Below are 16,529 nucleotides of genomic sequence, written 5' to 3' on the forward strand. Positions count from 1 at the left end.
GCCGGGTCGCCGATCCCGAACGGACAAGTCGCGCGGAAGGCACGAAGCCAGTCAGGCGAGGAGTCACGAACGAGACCGACGACCACAGCCCATCACCGCTGGGCTGCTGTCACACCCTCACAGTCAGTCGAGGGGCGCGTCCCGGCGCAGGGGTCGGTCCCGCCCGAGGCGCCGCGACTCGGGCACGTCGAAGTCGTCGCAGAGGGCGAGCCACACGGCGCGCGGCGGGATCCCGTCGGCCACCGCCTCCTCGACGGTGCGGCTGCCCAGCCCCGAGATCCGGTGGTCGCTGGCCACCGTGGGGGCATAGCCGGGGCCGAACTCCTCGTCCAGGAGCCGCCGCAGGTCGGACAGGCGCATCCGGACACCCTGCCGTGCAGATCACAAGTGTGCAACCCATCACCCGAACGGCGCAACGAGCGCCGCCGACCATGCGGGGACCGGCAGCGCTGTGACCAGCATGAGTACGCAAAGTGACCTGTTATATCACGCGCACACTATGACATGGATCACAACCACCTTCACGCATGGGCGCGGGCGGGGGTGGCAAACATGAAGCAGTACAAACAGCGAACGACCGTACGACGAAAGGAAAATCATGCGCCGCACCATGACCCGTCTGGGTGCCGCCGCCGTGATCGGAGCCGCATCGGTCACTGCCGCTGCTGCCCCGTCCATGGCAGCCCCGCCCGCCCAGCACGCACCCAGCGTCACCGTCGTCGCCGCCGACGAGGACAACGTCGCCGACGACAACTCCGGCAAGTGGGGCCTCGCCGGCCTCCTCGGGGCCCTCGGCCTCGCGGGCCTGCTCAAGGGCAAGCAGGCCGTCGACGAGCGTCGCGCCTCGGGCGCCACCCGCGCCACGTCGACCCAGGCCCACCGGACCGACGACCGGTCCCGCTGAGAAGCCGACCGATCTCCCGACGCACCTTCCCTCAACGAAAGGCTTGACCATCATGCGCAAGACCATCCTCACCGCCGCCGCGGCCGCCGCCTTCGCCATCGTGCCCGCCGGCGCGGCCGTCGCCGACACCGCGACCCCCTCGCCGAGCACCTCGGTCACCACGACCACTACCACGACCGAGTCCGACAAGACCGGCCTGTGGGGCCTGCTCGGTCTGCTGGGACTGGCCGGCCTGCTGAAGAAGAACAAGAAGCACGAGGTCCACCCCGCTGACCACGTGGACCACCGCAGCACCCGCACCGAGCACGTGGGCACGCACCACGACACCAACGTCACCCACGGCCACGTCGACCGCGACGACGCCATCCGCACCACGGACACCGACCGTGGCGGTCTCGGCGAGACGCGTCGTGACGGCCTGGACGACGACACCCGCCGCTGACGCGCCTGCGCGGGCCGGGCATCGCAGGCCCGCGCGCAGCACCATCGAGGGGGTCCCCGGCCGGCTGGCCGTGGACCCCCTCGTCGCACCGGGAGGGCCAGGGGTATGTCGGACCTCCGTGGCACTCTTGGACGCACCATGACCAGCGACGTCCTCGACCGCTTCTCCCCAGCCACCCGCGCGTGGTTCCGGAGCAGCTTCCCCGCGCCCACACCGGCCCAGACCGGGGCGTGGGAGGCGGTGTCGACGGGTCAGCACACGCTCGTCGTGGCGCCCACCGGGTCGGGCAAGACCCTGGCGGCCTTCCTGTGGGCGCTGGACCAGGTGGGGTCGAGCCCACCGCCGCAGGACCCGTTGCGCCGCTGCCGGGTCTTGTACGTCTCCCCGATGAAGGCGCTGGCCGTGGACGTCGAGCGCAACCTGCGCTCGCCCCTGGTCGGCATCGAGCACGCCGCGCGCAGGCTGGGTATCCCCCCACCCGCCGTGACGGTGTCGGTGCGCAGCGGGGACACCCCGGCCGCCGATCGCCGGGCCTTCCAACGCCGTCCGAGCGACGTGCTGATCACCACGCCCGAGTCGCTCTTCCTGCTGCTCACGTCCGCCTCGCGCGAGAGCCTGCGCGGGGTCGAGACGGTGATCCTCGACGAGGTCCACGCCGTCGCGGGGACCAAGCGAGGCGCCCACCTCGCCCTGTCCCTGGAGCGCCTGGACGCCCTGCTGGACCGTCCCGCGACGCGCGTCGGCCTGTCCGCCACGGTCCGCCCCGTGGAGGAGGTCGCGCGCTACCTGGCGGGGGGCCGCCCCGTCAGCGTCGTCCAGCCCCCGTCGACCAAGGAGTGGGACCTGCAGGTCGTCGTCCCGGTCCCCGACCTGGCCGAGCTGGGCTCCGCCGCGCCGGTCGACCTCGACGGCCCCGGCGACGCGGACCCGCGCCGCGCGGCATCGGTGTGGCCTCACGTCGAGGAACGCATCGTCGACCTCGTCGCCCAGCAACGCTCGACGCTCGTCTTCGCCAACTCGCGGCGGCTGGCGGAGCGTCTGACTGCGCGCCTCAACGAGCTGTGGGAGGAGCGGCTCGGACCCCCCGAGGACGAGGGCGACGACGGTCGTACGCCGGTGCCCCCCGTCACCGCGCCGGACGGCCTGCCCGCGCCCGCTCGCCTCACCCACGGCACCCCTGCGCACCTCATGGGTCAGGCCGGGCAGAGCCACGGTGCCGCACCCGTGCTGGCCCGGGCCCACCATGGCTCCGTCAGCAAGGAGCACCGCCAGGAGATCGAGGAGGCCCTCAAGTCCGGCCTGCTGCCGGCCGTGGTCGCCACCAGCTCGCTCGAGCTCGGCATCGACATGGGCGCGGTGGACCTCGTGGTCCAGGTCGAGAGCCCCCCGAGCGTGGCGAGCGGCCTGCAACGCGTCGGCCGCGCCGGGCACCAGGTGGGGGCCGTCTCCCGCGGCGTCTTCTTCCCCAAGTACCGCGCCGACCTGGTCCAGACCGCCGTGGTGATCGACCGCATGCGCGAGGGGGCCATCGAGGCGCTGCGCATCCCCGCCAACCCCGTCGACGTCCTGGCCCAGCAGGTCGTGGCCATGTGCGCGCTCGACGACTGGACCGTGGGGGACGTGGAGCAGCTCGTCCGGCGGGCGGCCCCCTACGCGTCCTTGCCCCGCTCCGTCCTGGAGGCCACCCTCGACATGCTCGCCGGGCGCTACCCGAGCGACGAGTTCGCCGAGCTGCGGCCCAGGATCGTGTGGGACCGCGTCGCCGACACGGTGTCCGGTCGCCCCGGCGCACAACGGCTGGCCGTCACCAGCGGTGGGACGATCCCCGACCGCGGGCTGTATGCCGTGATGCTGGCCACCGGTGACGGCCCCGGCCGGCGGGTGGGCGAGCTCGACGAGGAGATGGTCTACGAGTCGCGGGTGGGCGACGTCTTCACGCTCGGTTCCACGGCCTGGCGCATCGAGGACATCACGCAAGACCGGGTGCTCGTCACGCCGGCCCCGGGCCAGCCCGGTCGTCTGCCGTTCTGGAAGGGCGACCAGCTCGGGCGCCCGGCCGAGCTCGGCGCGGCGGTCGGGGCACGGCTTCGCGAGCTCTCACGGCTGCCACGGGAGGACGCCGTGCACCGCCTGTCCGACGGCGGGCTGGACGCCTGGGCGGCCGACAACCTGGTCGACTACCTCGCCGAGCAGCGCGAGGCCACGGGCGTGGTGCCCGACGACCGGACCGTGGTGGTCGAGCGCTTCCGCGACGAGATCGGCGACTGGCGGATCGCGATCCACTCCCCCTACGGACAGCAGGTGCACGCTCCCTGGGCCCTGGCCGTCGGGGCCCGCTTCCGCGAGCGGTTCGGCTACGACGTGCAGGCGATGAACGCCGACGACGGCATCATCCTGCGGCTCCCGGACCTCGACACGGCCGTCGACGGGCCTGCGGGCGACGACGGGGAGTCCGGCGACGTGGCGGACTGGACCCGCGAGATCGTCGACCTGATCACCCTCGACCCGGACGACGTCCGGGCCCTGGTGACGGCCGAGATCGGCGGCTCGGCCGTCTTCGCCGCCCGGTTCCGCGAGTGCGCCGCGCGCGCCCTGCTGCTGCCGAGGCGCCAGCCCGGTCGACGTCAGGCCCTGTGGCAGCAGCGGCAGCGGTCCGCGCAGCTGCTCGAGGTGGCCAGCCGCTACCCGTCCTTCCCCATCGTCCTCGAGGCCGTGCGGGAATGCCTCCAGGACGTCTTCGACGTCCCCGGGCTGATCGACCTGATGGCCCGCGTCCGGTCCAGGGACGTCCGTGTCGTCGAGGTCGAGACGCCGACCCCGTCGCCGTTCGCCAAGAGCCTGCTCTTCGGCTACGTCGCCCAGTACCTCTACGAGGGCGACTCCCCCCTGGCCGAGCGCCGGGCCGCCGCGCTCTCGCTCGACGCCGACCTGCTGTCGGACCTGCTCGGCCAGGACGCCGGCAGCTCCCTGCGAGACCTGCTGGACCCCGAGGTCATCACCGCGACCGAGGCCGACCTGCAACGCCTCTCGCCGGCTCGACGGTGCCGGGACGCCGAGGGGGTCGCCGACCTCCTGCGCGTCGTGGGTCCCCTGAGCACTCCCGACGTCGCGCTGCGCTGCGCCGCCGAGGAGGACGCCTACCCGGACGAGGGGCAGGCGGCGACCTGGCTGCAGCAGCTCGAGTCGGCGCGCCGCGTCGTCCGGGTCCGCATCAGCGACGAGGAGCGGTGGGCCGTCGTGGAGGACGCGGGTCGGCTGCGCGACGCCCTCGGGGTGGCCGTGCCGCCCGGCATCGCCGACAGCCTGCTGGACGGCGGCGACGACCCGCTCGGCGGACTGGTGCAGCGATACGCGCGCACCCACGGACCCTTCACCGCCACGGCCGTCGCCGCGACCCTCGGGCTCGGCACGGCGGTCGCCTCGCACACCCTCGCTCGTCTCGTCGGTCGCGGTCAGCTCGTCGAGGGTGAGCTGCTCCCCGAGCAGCTCGGCGGCGGGCAGCACGGTGTCGAGTACTGCGACGTGCAGGTGCTGCGCACCCTGCGGCGACGCTCCCTGGCTGCGCTCCGCGCGGAGGTCGAGCCGGTCCCGGTGACCGACCTGGCGCGGTTCGTGCCGGCCTGGCACGGCATCGGGGATCGCAGCCGGGGCGTCGAGGCCGTGGCGCGCGCCGTGGAGCAGCTGGCCGGGGCGCGCCTGCCCGCCAGCGCCGTCGAGACACTCGTGCTCCCGGCCCGCGTGCCGGACTACTCCCCCGCGATGCTGGACGAGCTGACGGCGACGGGTGAGGTGCTGTGGCAGGGGCACGGGTCCCTGCCCGGGGACGACGGCTGGGTCTCGCTGCACCTGGCGGACACCGCCCACCTCACGCTGGCAGCCCCCGGCCCGGAGGCTGATCTCACCGCGCAGCAGCGGGACCTGCTCGACCACCTGCGGCTGGGCGGGGCGCACTTCGTGGCCGGGCTCGCCGCGACGCTCGGACGAGGCACCGACGCCACGGTCGTCGACGACCTGTGGGCACTGGTCTGGGCAGGGCACGTCACCGGCGACACGTTCACGGCCCTGCGAGGCCTGCTCGACGGGGGCCACACGGCGCACAAGCCACGCCGCAGCGGCCCCCGGGCCGGACGCGGCGGTCGACGCGGCACCCTCGGGACGCTGCGTGGGGGCGGTCCCCGCAACGGCCTGGCCCGGCCCGCCTCGAGCGTGCGCATCACCGACCCCCGCGGCCTCGGGCGATGGAGCGTCCTGCCGGCCACCGAGGCCGACGCGACCGTCCGCGCGTGGGCGCAGGCCGAGCTGCTCCTCGACCGCTACGGCGTGGTCACCCGCGGCAGCGCGGTCGCCGAGGAGGTCGTGGGCGGCTTCGCGTCCGTCTATCGGGTCCTCGCCGCCGCCGAGGAGTCCGGTCGGGTGCGACGCGGCTACTTCGTGGAGGGCCTCGGCGGCTCCCAGTTCGCGACCGCGGGGGCCGTGGACCGTCTGCGCGCCGGCAGCCGGGTCCTCGACGACACCGCCGGTGGTCAGCAGGGGGCCGGCCTGCCGGCCAGCCCGCTCGCGCACCTCGGCGACGCCTGGTCGGTGAGCGCTCAGCGTCGCGGAGCTCAGCCCGAGCGCCCCGCCCTGGTCCTGGCCGCGACCGATCCGGCCAACGTCTACGGTGCGGCGCTGCCCTGGCCCGAGCGCCCGGACGACGCAGGCAGGCATCGTCCGGCCCGCAAGGCCGGTGCCCTCGTCGTGCTCGTGGACGGGCGCCTGGTCCTCTACGTCGAGCGTGGTGGCAAGACGCTGCTGTCCTTCGGCGAGGACCCCGCCGACCTCGGGGCCGCCGCCAGGGCGCTGGCGGACGTGGTGCACCGCGGCGCGCTGGGCAGGCTCAGCGTCGAGCGCGCGGACGGCGCCGCACTCCTCGGGTCCGATCACCCGCTCGTGCAGGCGCTGGCGGACGCCGGCTTCCACCACACCCCGCGCGGGCTGCGGCTGCGCCGTTGACACCGCTGACACCGAAGGAGCTCGGAGGATGACGACGGTCTGGACGATCGGGCACTCGACACGCCCGCTCGAGGAGCTCATCGGGCTGCTGCGCGAGCACGAGATCACCCAGCTCGTCGACATCCGCACGGTGCCGGGCTCGCGACACAACCCGCAGTACTCCCAGGAGGCTCTGCGGACCTCGCTCCCGGAGCAAGGTGTCCGCTACGTCTACCTCAAGGAGCTGGGCGGCCTGCGCAAGACCGCGCCGGACTCGATCAACGGTGCCTGGCGCAACGCCTCCTTCCGGGGCTACGCCGACTACATGCAGACGCCGGCGTTCCGCGCGGCCGTGGACGAGCTCGTGGACCTGGCCGCCCGGCCTCGGACGGCGATCATGTGCGCCGAGGCCGTGCCCTGGCGGTGCCACCGCTCGCTGGTGGGCGACGCCCTGCTGGTCCGCGGCGTGCGGGTCGTGGACATCGTGGGTCCTCACCAGGCCCGCGAGCACAAGCTCACCGCCTTCGCCCAGGTCGTGGGATCCTCCATCACCTATCCCCCGGAGACCCCCGACTGACCGTGAGCAAGCGGACGCCAGTCGTCCGCAACCGCCGCTACGGTCCCCTCATGGCTATCACTCCAAAGCTTGACCTCGTCGTCCTGGACTGTCCCGACGCGCTCGAGCTGGGCCGCTTCTACGGCGCCCTGCTCGGCTACGAGCTGGAGGAGGGCGCCGACCGTGCGTGGGTCAATCTCGTCCCGCCGGGCGGTGGGGTCTCCAAAGACAACCCGGACGGGCGGGCGACGCTGGCCTTCCAGCGCATCGATGACTACGTCGCGCCCACCTGGCCCGGCGGCGCCCACCCGCAGCAGTTCCACCTGGACCTGAGCGTCCCCGCCATCGATGCTGCAGAGCCACGAGTCCTCGAGCTCGGCGGCCGGGTGCACGAGCACCAGCCGTCCGAGGAGGGCAGCTTCCGCGTCTACCTGGACCCGGCCGGCCACCCCTTCTGCCTCGTCCAGGGCTGATCGGTGCAGGAAGCCAGGACTGGATGACGTGTGTACAGTGTCCACATGAGCGCCCCCGCACCGTACGTCATCTTCCCCGGCACCACCCGAGACGCCCTCAGCACCTACCAGCGGATCTTCGGCGGCGAGCTGAGCCTGCACACCAGAGAGGACCTGCGGCGCACCGAGCAACCGCTCGACGCCATCGGGCACGGCCAGCTGACCGGCCCGGTCACGGTCTTCGGCGCGGACGGCACCGACGGCCAGCAGACCGTCCGCACGGCCGGGCTGATGCTGGCCCTCCTCGGGGCGGCTGACGCCGACACCTCGCGGCGCTGGTTCGCCGAGCTGAGCGAGGGCGGCACCGTCGTGGACGACCTGCATGCTCGCCCCTGGGGCGACTGGGACGGGCGGGTCGTCGACCGCTTCGGCCTGTCCTGGCTGATCGGCTTCCAGCCGCAGGCCTGAGCCCCGAAAGACGCCAGGCTCCCGGCATACGGCCGGTCGTGCCAGGATCGGTCCATGCCCGAGGGAGATGCCGTATGGCGCACCGCCCGGCGCCTCCACCGGGCGCTCGCGGGGCGCGTGGTCACCGACTGCGACCTGCGCTGGCCATCGCTGGCCACCGCCGACCTGCGCGGACGCACGACGGTGGAGGTCGTGCCGCGCGGCAAGCACATCCTGCACCGGCTCGACGACGGGCTGACCCTCCACTCGCACCTGCGGATGGACGGGTCCTGGCGCACCCACGACCCGGCGAGGCTCACGCTGCGGCAGCTGCGCGACCCGGACGTGCGCGCGGTCGTGGGCTGCGAGACCGCGACGGCCATCGGCACCATGCTCGGGATGATCGACCTCGTCCGGACTGCTGACGAGGGGCGCCTCGTCGGGCACCTCGGCCCGGACCTGCTCGGTCCCGACTGGGACCCGGAGGTGGCCGTCGCCAACCTGCAGCGCCGCCCCGACCGCGAGATCGGCGCCGCGCTCCTGGACCAGCGCAACCTGGCGGGGGTCGGCACGATGTGGGACGCGGAGGTGCTGCACCTGGAGCGCGTGTGGCCATGGACACCCGTCGCCGAGCTCGACGCAGCGCGCCTGCGGTCCATCGTCACGCGGGTCCAGGCGTTGGTCGACGCCAGCAAGGTGCTGCGCCAGTCGACGTCGACCGGTTCGCTCGCTCCGGGTCAGGAGATGCTGGTGCACGGTCGCAGCGGCCTCCCCTGCCGACGCTGCGGCGGCCCGGTGCGGCTCTCGCGGATCGGGGAGGCGCCGCAGGACCGGGCGATGTTCTACTGCCCGGTCTGCCAGGGCGGGCTCGGGCCCGACGACGACGGGCGACGTCAGCGTCCGCTCGGCGAGGGGCGAAGCGGGCCGAGCCGCAACGGCTGAGACGGCAGCTCAGGTGCCGCAGCTCACGCGGCCGAGCGTGCGGAGGTGGAGGCTGGCGCGAGCTCGCGCTCTGCGGACACCGGGAGCGGGACGGGTGCCGACATCCGCTCGGAGGCGGCGACCCGGGTGGACACGTCCCCGAGGACGGTCGACAGGGGCACGTCCAGCGCCGCACAGATCGAGGAGATGAGCTCCGAGGACGCTTCCTTCTCGCCACGCTCGACCTCGGACAGGTAGCCGAGGGAGACCTTGGCGGACGCGGACACGTCCCGGAGCGTGCGACCGAGGGTGCGCCGGCGGTCGCGCAGTACCTGGCCCAGCTCACGACGCAGCAGGGTCATCCCTCGCTCCCTTCTCGGCCAGCACGCACGTGCGTGGCCCACGATAGCGCGCCAGCCCCACGGCGGCCCTCCTGCCATGCGGACCACCCCTCGGTCGGCGCAGCCCGGCCCGCGTGTCCCGCCTCCCCCCCGATCTCCCCCCTGCAGATCGCGAGGGTCGGCGCCAAGGAGGTCCGACCAAAGGCTCACGATCCGGAGGGAGGGGGCTGTGCGCCCTCTGCACAACGCTGGGATCAGCCCAGACCTTCCAGGGCGCGCGCCAGCACCGCCTGCACGCTCGCCGCCCGGATCGCCGCGCGTTCCCCCGCCAGCGTGAGCCTCCACGCCCGGCAGCCGGACGCGTCCGCCACAGCGACGTAGACCGTCCCGACCGGCTCGCCGTCCGCCGGGTCCGGACCCGCGACGCCGGTCGTCGCGAGACCGACGTCGGCGCGGCACACCCGCCGGGCCCCCTCGGCCAGCTGCCGGGCGACCTCGTCGTTGACCGCGCCGCGGGCCGCCAGCAGGGCAGCCTCGACCCCGAGCACCTCGGCCTTGACGTCATAGGCGTATGCCACGACCCCGCCGCGCACGACCGCACTCGCGCCCGGGACGCTCACCAGGTCAGCCACGACGAGCCCCCCGGTCAGCGACTCGGCGGTCGCCACGGTCAGACCGCGCTCGGCCAGCCGCGCCACCAGGCGGCTCGCCAGGTCGGACCTGTCCGAGCCGTATGCCGTCCCGCCCGCCGTCACGCCCCGCCGCCGGGACGCGCGTCCCGCCGCAGCCGGTGCGCTGCGAGGAGGTAGTCGACGCCGGTGACGACGGTGACGACCAGCGCGGCGGCCATGACGAGGGCGCACGCCCAGTGCCACAGGTCGTTGCCGGGCAGGACGTACATGCCGAGGGCGATGGCCTGCAGCATGGTCTTGAGCTTGCCGCCACGACTCGCCGCCATCACGCCGTAACGGATCACGACGAAGCGCAGCAGCGTGATCCCCAGCTCGCGCACGAGGATGACGACCGTCACCCACCACCAGAGGTCGCCGATCAGCGACAGACAGATCAGGCCGGCGCCCATGAGGGCCTTGTCGGCGATCGGGTCGGCGAGCTTGCCGAAGTCGGTGATCAGGCCGCGCGAGCGTGCGAGGTCCCCGTCGATCTTGTCCGTGACCGAGGCGAGGACGAAGACGCCCCAGGCCCACCACCGGTCGCTCGCGTCCAGCCCGCCCTGACGCATGAGCAACCACACGAACACGGGGACGAGCAGGATCCGCAGCATCGTCAGCGCGTTGGCGATGTTCCAATTGCTGACGTGCCGCTGCGGGGCGCGTCCCCCGGGCGTCACGGGTGCGCTCACGACGCGGCCCCCGGCTGCGGCTCAGCGGTCTCGGTCAGGGTCTCGGCCGTCGCCTCCGCGAGCGGCTCGGCCACCAGGTCGACGCCCTCGCTCGCCACGACGGTCGCGCGCACGAGGTCGCCCACACGAGGCAGGGGCGCGCCGTCGGCATACGAGAGCAGGGTCACGCCGTCGACGTCGGGCCCCTGGAAGGGCGAGCGCCCGACGACCTCGACGGCACCACCCGAACCCCCGACCTCATCCTTAGCCTCAGCCTGCTCGACGGACTCGACCAGCACCTCGACGACCGACCCCACCCGCTCATCGGCCCGCTGGGCCATCAGCTCGTCCACGAGCGCCTGCACGCGGGCCACCCGCTCTGCCACGACGTCCTCGTCGACCTTGTCGGCGTAACCCTCGGCCTCGGTGCCGTCCTCGTCGGAGTAGCCGAAGACGCCCACGACGTCGAGCCGGGCCGCTGCGAGGAAGCGTTCGAGCTCGGCCACGTCGTCGTCGGTCTCGCCGGGGAAGCCCACGATGACGTTGGACCGGATGCCGGCGTCCGGCCGGATCGCCCGGATCTGCTCGACGAGCCTCAGGAAGGCCTCGGTCGACCCGAACCGCCGCATCCGGCGCAGCACCGGCTCGCTCGCGTGCTGGAAGGAGATGTCGAAGTAGGGGACGACGGTCGGCACGCGCAGCAGCGTCTCGATCAGACCCGGACGGATCTCGGCGGGCTGGAGGTAGGACACGCGGATGCGGGGCAGCCCCTCGATCTCGCCGAGCGACTCGACGAGCGACTCGAGCAGCCGCAGGTCGCCGAGGTCCTTGCCGTAGGACGTGGAGTTCTCCGACACGAGGAAGACCTCGCGGACGCCCTGGTCGACGAGCCAGCGCGCCTCGGCCAGCACGTCGGCGGGGCGGCGCGACACGAACGACCCGCGAAAGGCCGGGATCGCGCAGAAGGCGCACCGCCGGTCGCACCCGGAGGCGATCTTGAGGGGGGCCCAGGGGCGCCCGTCGAGCCGGCGGCGCACGACCCGGGGCCCGCTGTCCGGGGCGACGCCGGCCGGCAGGTCGGGCACCTGCGCCACGCCCGCGTCGGGCAGGGCGTCGACAGCGGCCCCGTGCCCCGGCAGCGCCACGCCGGTCGAGGCGACCTGGCGGGCGGCCGGGGACAGCGGCAGCAGGCGGCGCCGGTCGCCCGGCACATGCGCCTCGGGGGTGCTCCCCGCGAGGATGGCGCGCAGGTGCGAGCTCATGTCGGTGTAGGAGTCGAAGCCCAGCACCGCGTCGGCCTCGGGCAGCTGGTCGGCCAGCTCCTTGCCGTAGCGCTCGGCGAGGCAGCCCACGGCCACGACCTTCTGGGTGCGCCCGTGCTCCTTGAGGTCGGAGGCCTCGAGCAGGGCGTCGATGGAGTCCTTCTTGGCCTGCTCGACAAAGCCGCAGGTGTTGACCACCGCGACGTCGGCGTCGGCCGCGTCGTCGACGAGCCGCCAGCCTCCGTCGGCGAGCCGGCCCGCCAACTCCTCGGAGTCCACCTCGTTGCGGGCACACCCCAGCGTCACGACGGCCACGGTCCTCGGAGCGTGCAGGTCGGTCTCGGGGTCAGCGGTCATGGGACAACCCTAGATGCCACCGGGGCGATCGCCCTCATGCCTGCACCGGCCCCCCGGCCCGACCGTGCGGCCGGGGCCGCCGGAGGCGCGTCAAGAAGGCGTCAAGACCCGTCAACCAGCCGTCAAACGGCCCGGTCGGGCAGGCGCCCGGTGCTGGAGTGGCGCCCGTGATCGAAGACATCCTCGTCGGCCTCGTCGCCGCCTCTCTCGCCGTCTACCTCCTGGTGGCCCTGCTGCGGCCCGAAGGCCGGTGACCCATCGTGGGTGACCTCCTGACCGTCCTGGCGCTCGTCGCGCTGCTGGGGATCGTCCACGTGCCCCTCGGGACCTGGATGGCCCGGGTCTACACGTCGACCCGCCACCTGTGGGTGGAGCGCGTGCTCTACCGCGCCGCGGGCGTCAACCCGGACGGCGAGCAGACCTGGCGCTCCTACGCCCTCTCCGTGATGGGCTTCTCCGTCGCCTCGGTCCTCGGGCTGTGGGCGCTGATCACGGCCCAGCGGTGGCTGCCGCTGCGCGCCGGCCGTGAGGGCATGAGCTGGCACACCGGCCTCAACACCGCGGTGTCCTTCACCACCAACACCAACTGGCAGTCCTATGCCGGGGAGGTCGGCACCGGGCACCTGGTGCAGATGGCCGGCCTGACGGTGCAGAACTTCGTCTCCGCCGCGGTCGGCATGGCCGTCGCCGTCGCGCTCGTGCGCGGCCTGGCCCGCGAGCGCACCTGGCGGCTGGGGAGCCTCTGGGTGGACCTGGTCCGGGGCACGGTGCGGATCCTGCTGCCGATCGCGGTGCTCGGGGCGCTGGTCCTGATCGCGGGCGGCGTGGTGCAGAACCTCGCCAGCCCCACCGAGATCACCACGGTCACGGGGGCGCGCCAGACCGTCCAGGGCGGCCCGGTGGCCTCCCAGGAGGTCATCAAGCTGCTCGGCACCAACGGCGGCGGCTTCTTCAACGCCAACAGCGCCCACCCCTTCGAGAACCCCAACGCGTTCACCAACCTGGTGGAGGCCTTCCTGGTGCTGTGCATCCCCTTCTCGCTGCCGTGGACCTACGGGATGCTGGTCCGGGACCGTCGTCAGGGCCACGTCGTGCTGGTGCTCATGGCCTCGTTGTGGTCGCTCGGCCTGGCCGCGGCCTATGCCGCCGAGCGGGCCGCCGCCACCGGTGCCACCGGCGCCCTGGAGGGCAAGGAGATGCGCTTCGGCCTCATCGGCTCCGTGCTCTTCGGGACCGCGACCACGGGCACCTCCACGGGTGCGGTCAACTCGATGCACGACTCCTACAGCGCCCTCGGCGGCGGGATGCTCATGCTCAACATGATGCTGGGCGAGGTCTCCCCCGGCGGCGTGGGCACCGGGCTCTACTCCGCGCTGATCCTGGCGATCATCACGGTCTTCATCGCCGGCCTGATGGTGGGCCGCACCCCGGAGATCCTCGGCAAGCAGATCGGCCGCCGCGAGATCACCTGCGCGGCGCTCTACGTCATCGCGATGCCGGCCCTGGTGCTCGCGGGCACCGCGATCGCCCTGTCGGTGCCCGTCTCGCGGGACGCGCTGCTCAACGTCGGGCCCCACGGCCTGTCGGAGATGCTCTACGCCTTCACCTCGGCGTCCAACAACAACGGCTCCGCCTTCGCCGGGCTGTCGGCCGACCAGCCGCTGCTCAACCTCATGCTGGCCGCCTGCATGTTCCTCGGCCGCTTCGTCCCGATCGTGCTGGCGCTGGCGCTCGCGGGCTCGCTCGCCGAGCAGCGCCGTCGCCCGGTCACCGACGGCACCATGCCGACCCACACGCCGGTCTTCGCGGGCCTGCTGGTCGCGATCACCATCGTCCTGGCCGGTCTCACCTTCTTCCCCTCCCTCGCCCTCGGACCCCTCGCGGAGGCCCTGTCATGAGCGCCACCACCCACGCGCACCGCGAGCAGAGCCGGCCGCTGTGGAGCACCGCCGCGGCGGCCCTGCCCCAGGCCCTGGCCAAGCTGGACCCGCGGCACGCCGTGCACACCCCGGTCATCTTCGTCGTCTGGGTGAGCGCGGTCGTCACCACGGTCCTGGCCGTGGTGCACCCCTCGGTCTTTTCCGTCAGCGTGGCGCTGTGGCTGTGGGCGACCATCGTCTTCGCCAACCTGGCCGAGGCCGTCGCCGAGGGCCGGGGCAAGGCCCAGGCCGACTCGCTGCGCAAGGCCAAGGTCGAGGCGCGGGCCCGGCGGCTGCGCGCCGACGGCTCCGAGGAGGAGGTCCCCGGCGCGGAGCTGGCGATCGGCGACCTGGTCGTCGTCGAGGCCGGTCAGGTCATCCCCGGCGACGGCGACGTGGTCGAGGGCGTCGCCACGGTCGACGAGTCCGCGATCACCGGCGAGTCCGCCCCCGTGATCCGCGAGTCCGGTGGCGACCGGTGCGCCGTGACCGGTGGCACGACCGTCCTGTCGGACCGGATCGTGGTCAAGATCACGACCAAGCCGGGCGAGAGCTTCATCGACCGGATGATCTCCCTCGTCGAGGGCGCCGCCCGGCAGAAGACGCCCAACGAGATCGCCCTGGACATCCTGCTCACCACGTTGACCCTGATCTTCCTGCTGGCGGTGAGCGCCATCGCCCCGATCGCGGCGTGGAGCGGCGCCCGGCCCAGCCTGATCGTGCTGGTCGCACTGCTGGTGTGCCTCATCCCCACCACGATCGGAGCGCTCCTGTCGGCCATCGGCATCGCCGGCATGGACCGGCTCGTCCAGCGCAACGTCCTGGCCATGTCCGGCCGCGCCGTGGAGGCCGCCGGCGACGTGTCCACGCTGCTGCTGGACAAGACCGGCACCATCACCTTCGGCAACCGTCGCGCGAGCGAGTTCCTGCCGGTGGCGGGCGTGTCGGTGGAGGAACTCACCGAGGCGACATACCTGTCCTCCCTCGCCGACGAGACCCCCGAGGGACGCTCGATCATCGACCTGGCCCTAGAGTCGCTCCCGGCGGGCGCGGTGCGCTCCTCGGAGGACCTCGCCCGGGAGGGCGCCGTGGTCGTCCCCTTCACCGCCCAGACCCGCATGTCGGGCGTGGACCTGCCCGACGGCACCGAGGTGCGCAAGGGTGCGGGCGGCGCGGTGGCCGCGTGGGTCAAGGACAACGGCGGCCGCGAGGAGTCCGAGCCGGTCGTCCTCGCCGACGGCATTGCCGCGGCCGGCGGTACCCCGCTGACGGTGGCCGTCCGCCGTCCCGGCCAGCCTCCCGTCGAGCTCGGCGTCGTGCACCTCAAGGACGTCGTCAAGCCCGGTATGGCGGAGCGCTTCGCCCAGCTGCGGGCGATGGGCATCCGCACGGTGATGATCACCGGGGACAACCCGCTCACCGCTCGCGCGATCGCCGAGGAGGCCGGCGTCGACGACTTCCTCGCCGAGGCCACCCCCGAGGACAAGCTCGCCCTAATCCGCAAGGAGCAGGAGGGCGGCCGGCTGGTCGCGATGACTGGCGACGGCACCAACGACGCCCCCGCGCTGGCGCAGGCGGACGTGGGCGTGGCGATGAACACCGGGACGTCGGCGGCCAAGGAGGCCGGCAACATGGTCGACCTGGACTCCGACCCGACCAAGCTGATCGACGTCGTGGGCATCGGCAAGCAGCTGCTGATCACGCGCGGGGCGCTGACGACCTTCTCCATCGCCAACGACGTCGCCAAGTACTTCGCGATCATCCCGGCGATGTTCGTGACCGTCTTCCCCGGCCTGGACCGCCTCAACGTCATGCGGCTCGCCAGCCCCGAGTCGGCGATGCTCTCCGCGGTGATCTTCAACGCGCTGATCATCGTGGCGCTGATCCCGCTGTCCCTCAAGGGCGTCGCCTACCGGCCGCTCAACGCGTCGCAGCTGCTGCGCCGCAACCTGCTGGTCTACGGGGTCGGCGGCGTCGTCGCCCCCTTCATCGGCATCAAGCTCATCGACCTGGTCGTCTCCCACCTCCCCGGACTGGCGTGATCCCCATGACCTTCCTTCGTCACCTGCGCGCCGGCGCCCTCATGCTGCTGGCCCTCACCGTCCTCACCGGATTGCTCTACCCCTTCGCGGTCACCGGGGCGGCCCGGGCCCTGCCCGGGCAGGCTGACGGGTCGCGGGTCACCCACGACGGCCGGGTCGTGGGCTCCTCGCTGCTCGGCCAGGAGGTCGGGCCCGAGTGGTTCGCCGCTCGCCCCTCGGCCACCGACCACGACGGCGCCACCAGCGGCGGCTCCAACCTCGGCATGACCCAGCCCGACCAGCGCGCGGCGGTCGCCGAGCGCCACGAGGCTCTGACCCGGGCCAACCCGGACGCGACCGGCCCGGTGCCCGCCGACGCGCTCACCATGTCCGGCAGCGGCCTGGACCCGCACATCAGCCCGGCCTACGCGCGCTGGCAGGTCGCCCGGGTCGCCCGGGCCCGCGGGCTGGACGAGGGCCGCGTGCGCGCGCTCGTCGAGCAGCACGTCGAGCACCCCGCCCTGGGCTTCCTCGGCCAGGACCGGGTCAACACGGTCGAGCTCAACCTCGCGCTCGCCGACCTCGCCAAGGGATAAG

16 protein-coding genes are annotated in these 16,529 nt (G+C 73.3%); 11 read left to right on the forward strand and 5 right to left on the reverse strand.

Translation table 11 applies throughout. The features are described 5' to 3' along the window. Window positions 1-123: 123 nt before the first annotated feature. Entirely contained in the window at window positions 124-360 is a 237-nt protein-coding gene (locus tag GGG17_RS08720; RefSeq protein WP_154593352.1) for a DUF3046 domain-containing protein, read from the reverse strand. A gap of 238 nt (window positions 361-598) precedes the next feature. On the opposite strand from GGG17_RS08720, the gene GGG17_RS08725 reads away from it, so the two are divergent. From GGG17_RS08725 to GGG17_RS08755, 7 genes are all read left to right on the forward strand, one after another. Beyond that, window positions 599-904 (forward strand): WGxxGxxG family protein, encoded by a 306-nt coding sequence (locus tag GGG17_RS08725; protein ID WP_154593353.1) that lies wholly within the window; start codon window positions 599-601, stop codon window positions 902-904. Window positions 905-956: 52 nt separating this feature from the next. Continuing rightward, a complete protein-coding gene (locus GGG17_RS08730) occupies window positions 957-1,346 on the forward strand; it encodes a WGxxGxxG family protein (RefSeq protein ID WP_154593354.1) in 390 nt (129 codons plus the stop codon). Window positions 1,347-1,484: 138 nt separating this feature from the next. Then, window positions 1,485-6,338 carry an ATP-dependent helicase gene (locus GGG17_RS08735; RefSeq protein ID WP_154593355.1) on the forward strand — a complete coding sequence of 1,618 codons (4,854 nt, stop codon included), beginning with the start codon at window positions 1,485-1,487 and terminating at the stop codon, window positions 6,336-6,338. A gap of 28 nt (window positions 6,339-6,366) precedes the next feature. Then, window positions 6,367-6,894, forward strand: coding sequence for a DUF488 domain-containing protein (locus GGG17_RS08740; RefSeq protein WP_154593356.1), 528 nt, complete (start codon window positions 6,367-6,369; stop codon window positions 6,892-6,894). Between the two features lie 50 nt (window positions 6,895-6,944). Further along, window positions 6,945-7,346, forward strand: coding sequence for a VOC family protein (locus GGG17_RS08745; RefSeq protein ID WP_154593357.1), 402 nt, complete (start codon window positions 6,945-6,947; stop codon window positions 7,344-7,346). A 45-nt stretch (window positions 7,347-7,391) separates the two neighbouring features. Beyond that, a complete protein-coding gene (locus GGG17_RS08750) occupies window positions 7,392-7,793 on the forward strand; it encodes a VOC family protein (protein ID WP_154593358.1) in 402 nt (133 codons plus the stop codon). Window positions 7,794-7,847: 54 nt separating this feature from the next. Beyond that, window positions 7,848-8,714, forward strand: coding sequence for a DNA-formamidopyrimidine glycosylase family protein (locus GGG17_RS08755; RefSeq protein ID WP_154593359.1), 867 nt, complete (start codon window positions 7,848-7,850; stop codon window positions 8,712-8,714). A 23-nt stretch (window positions 8,715-8,737) separates the two neighbouring features. Here the strand turns inward: GGG17_RS08755 and GGG17_RS08760 are convergent, their stop codons facing one another. From GGG17_RS08760 to rimO, 4 genes are all read right to left on the reverse strand, one after another. Further along, window positions 8,738-9,055 (reverse strand): helix-turn-helix domain-containing protein, encoded by a 318-nt coding sequence (locus GGG17_RS08760; RefSeq protein WP_154593360.1) that lies wholly within the window; start codon window positions 9,053-9,055, stop codon window positions 8,738-8,740. 233 nt (window positions 9,056-9,288) lie between these two features. Next, complete coding sequence (locus GGG17_RS08765) at window positions 9,289-9,789, reverse strand: CinA family protein (RefSeq protein ID WP_288799282.1); 501 nt, start codon at window positions 9,787-9,789, stop codon at window positions 9,289-9,291. Beyond that, the gene (pgsA, locus tag GGG17_RS08770) at window positions 9,786-10,394 is read right to left on the reverse strand and encodes a CDP-diacylglycerol--glycerol-3-phosphate 3-phosphatidyltransferase (RefSeq protein WP_288799281.1); all 609 of its coding nucleotides are present in this window, start codon (window positions 10,392-10,394) and stop codon (window positions 9,786-9,788) included. The genes GGG17_RS08765 and pgsA overlap by 4 nt, the downstream gene beginning before the upstream one ends. After that, window positions 10,391-11,992: a 30S ribosomal protein S12 methylthiotransferase RimO gene (gene rimO / locus GGG17_RS08775; protein WP_195849179.1), complete on the reverse strand. Its 1,602-nt coding sequence runs from the start codon at window positions 11,990-11,992 to the stop codon at window positions 10,391-10,393. Before rimO ends, pgsA begins: the two co-directional genes overlap by 4 nt. A gap of 167 nt (window positions 11,993-12,159) precedes the next feature. Between rimO and GGG17_RS17345 the strand changes: the two genes are divergently transcribed. Genes GGG17_RS17345 through kdpC form a run of 4 tightly spaced genes read left to right on the forward strand, consistent with a single transcriptional unit; the run spans window position 12,160 to window position 16,528 of the window. Beyond that, window positions 12,160-12,246, forward strand: coding sequence for a potassium-transporting ATPase subunit F (locus GGG17_RS17345; protein WP_375804517.1), 87 nt, complete (start codon window positions 12,160-12,162; stop codon window positions 12,244-12,246). A gap of 6 nt (window positions 12,247-12,252) precedes the next feature. Continuing rightward, window positions 12,253-13,890, forward strand: a complete 1,638-nt coding sequence (gene kdpA, locus GGG17_RS08785) for a potassium-transporting ATPase subunit KdpA (RefSeq protein ID WP_311966540.1) — start codon at window positions 12,253-12,255, stop codon at window positions 13,888-13,890. After that, complete coding sequence (gene kdpB / locus GGG17_RS08790; protein WP_154593362.1) at window positions 13,887-15,953, forward strand: potassium-transporting ATPase subunit KdpB; 2,067 nt, start codon at window positions 13,887-13,889, stop codon at window positions 15,951-15,953. The genes kdpA and kdpB overlap by 4 nt, the downstream gene beginning before the upstream one ends. Window positions 15,954-15,958: 5 nt before the next feature. Next, a complete protein-coding gene (gene kdpC / locus GGG17_RS08795; protein ID WP_154593363.1) occupies window positions 15,959-16,528 on the forward strand; it encodes a potassium-transporting ATPase subunit KdpC in 570 nt (189 codons plus the stop codon). Window position 16,529: the final 1 nt, after the last annotated feature.

The sequence above is a fragment of the Arsenicicoccus cauae genome (assembly GCF_009707125.1).
In the GTDB taxonomy this organism is placed as follows: Bacteria; Actinomycetota; Actinomycetes; order Actinomycetales; family Dermatophilaceae; genus Arsenicicoccus; species Arsenicicoccus cauae.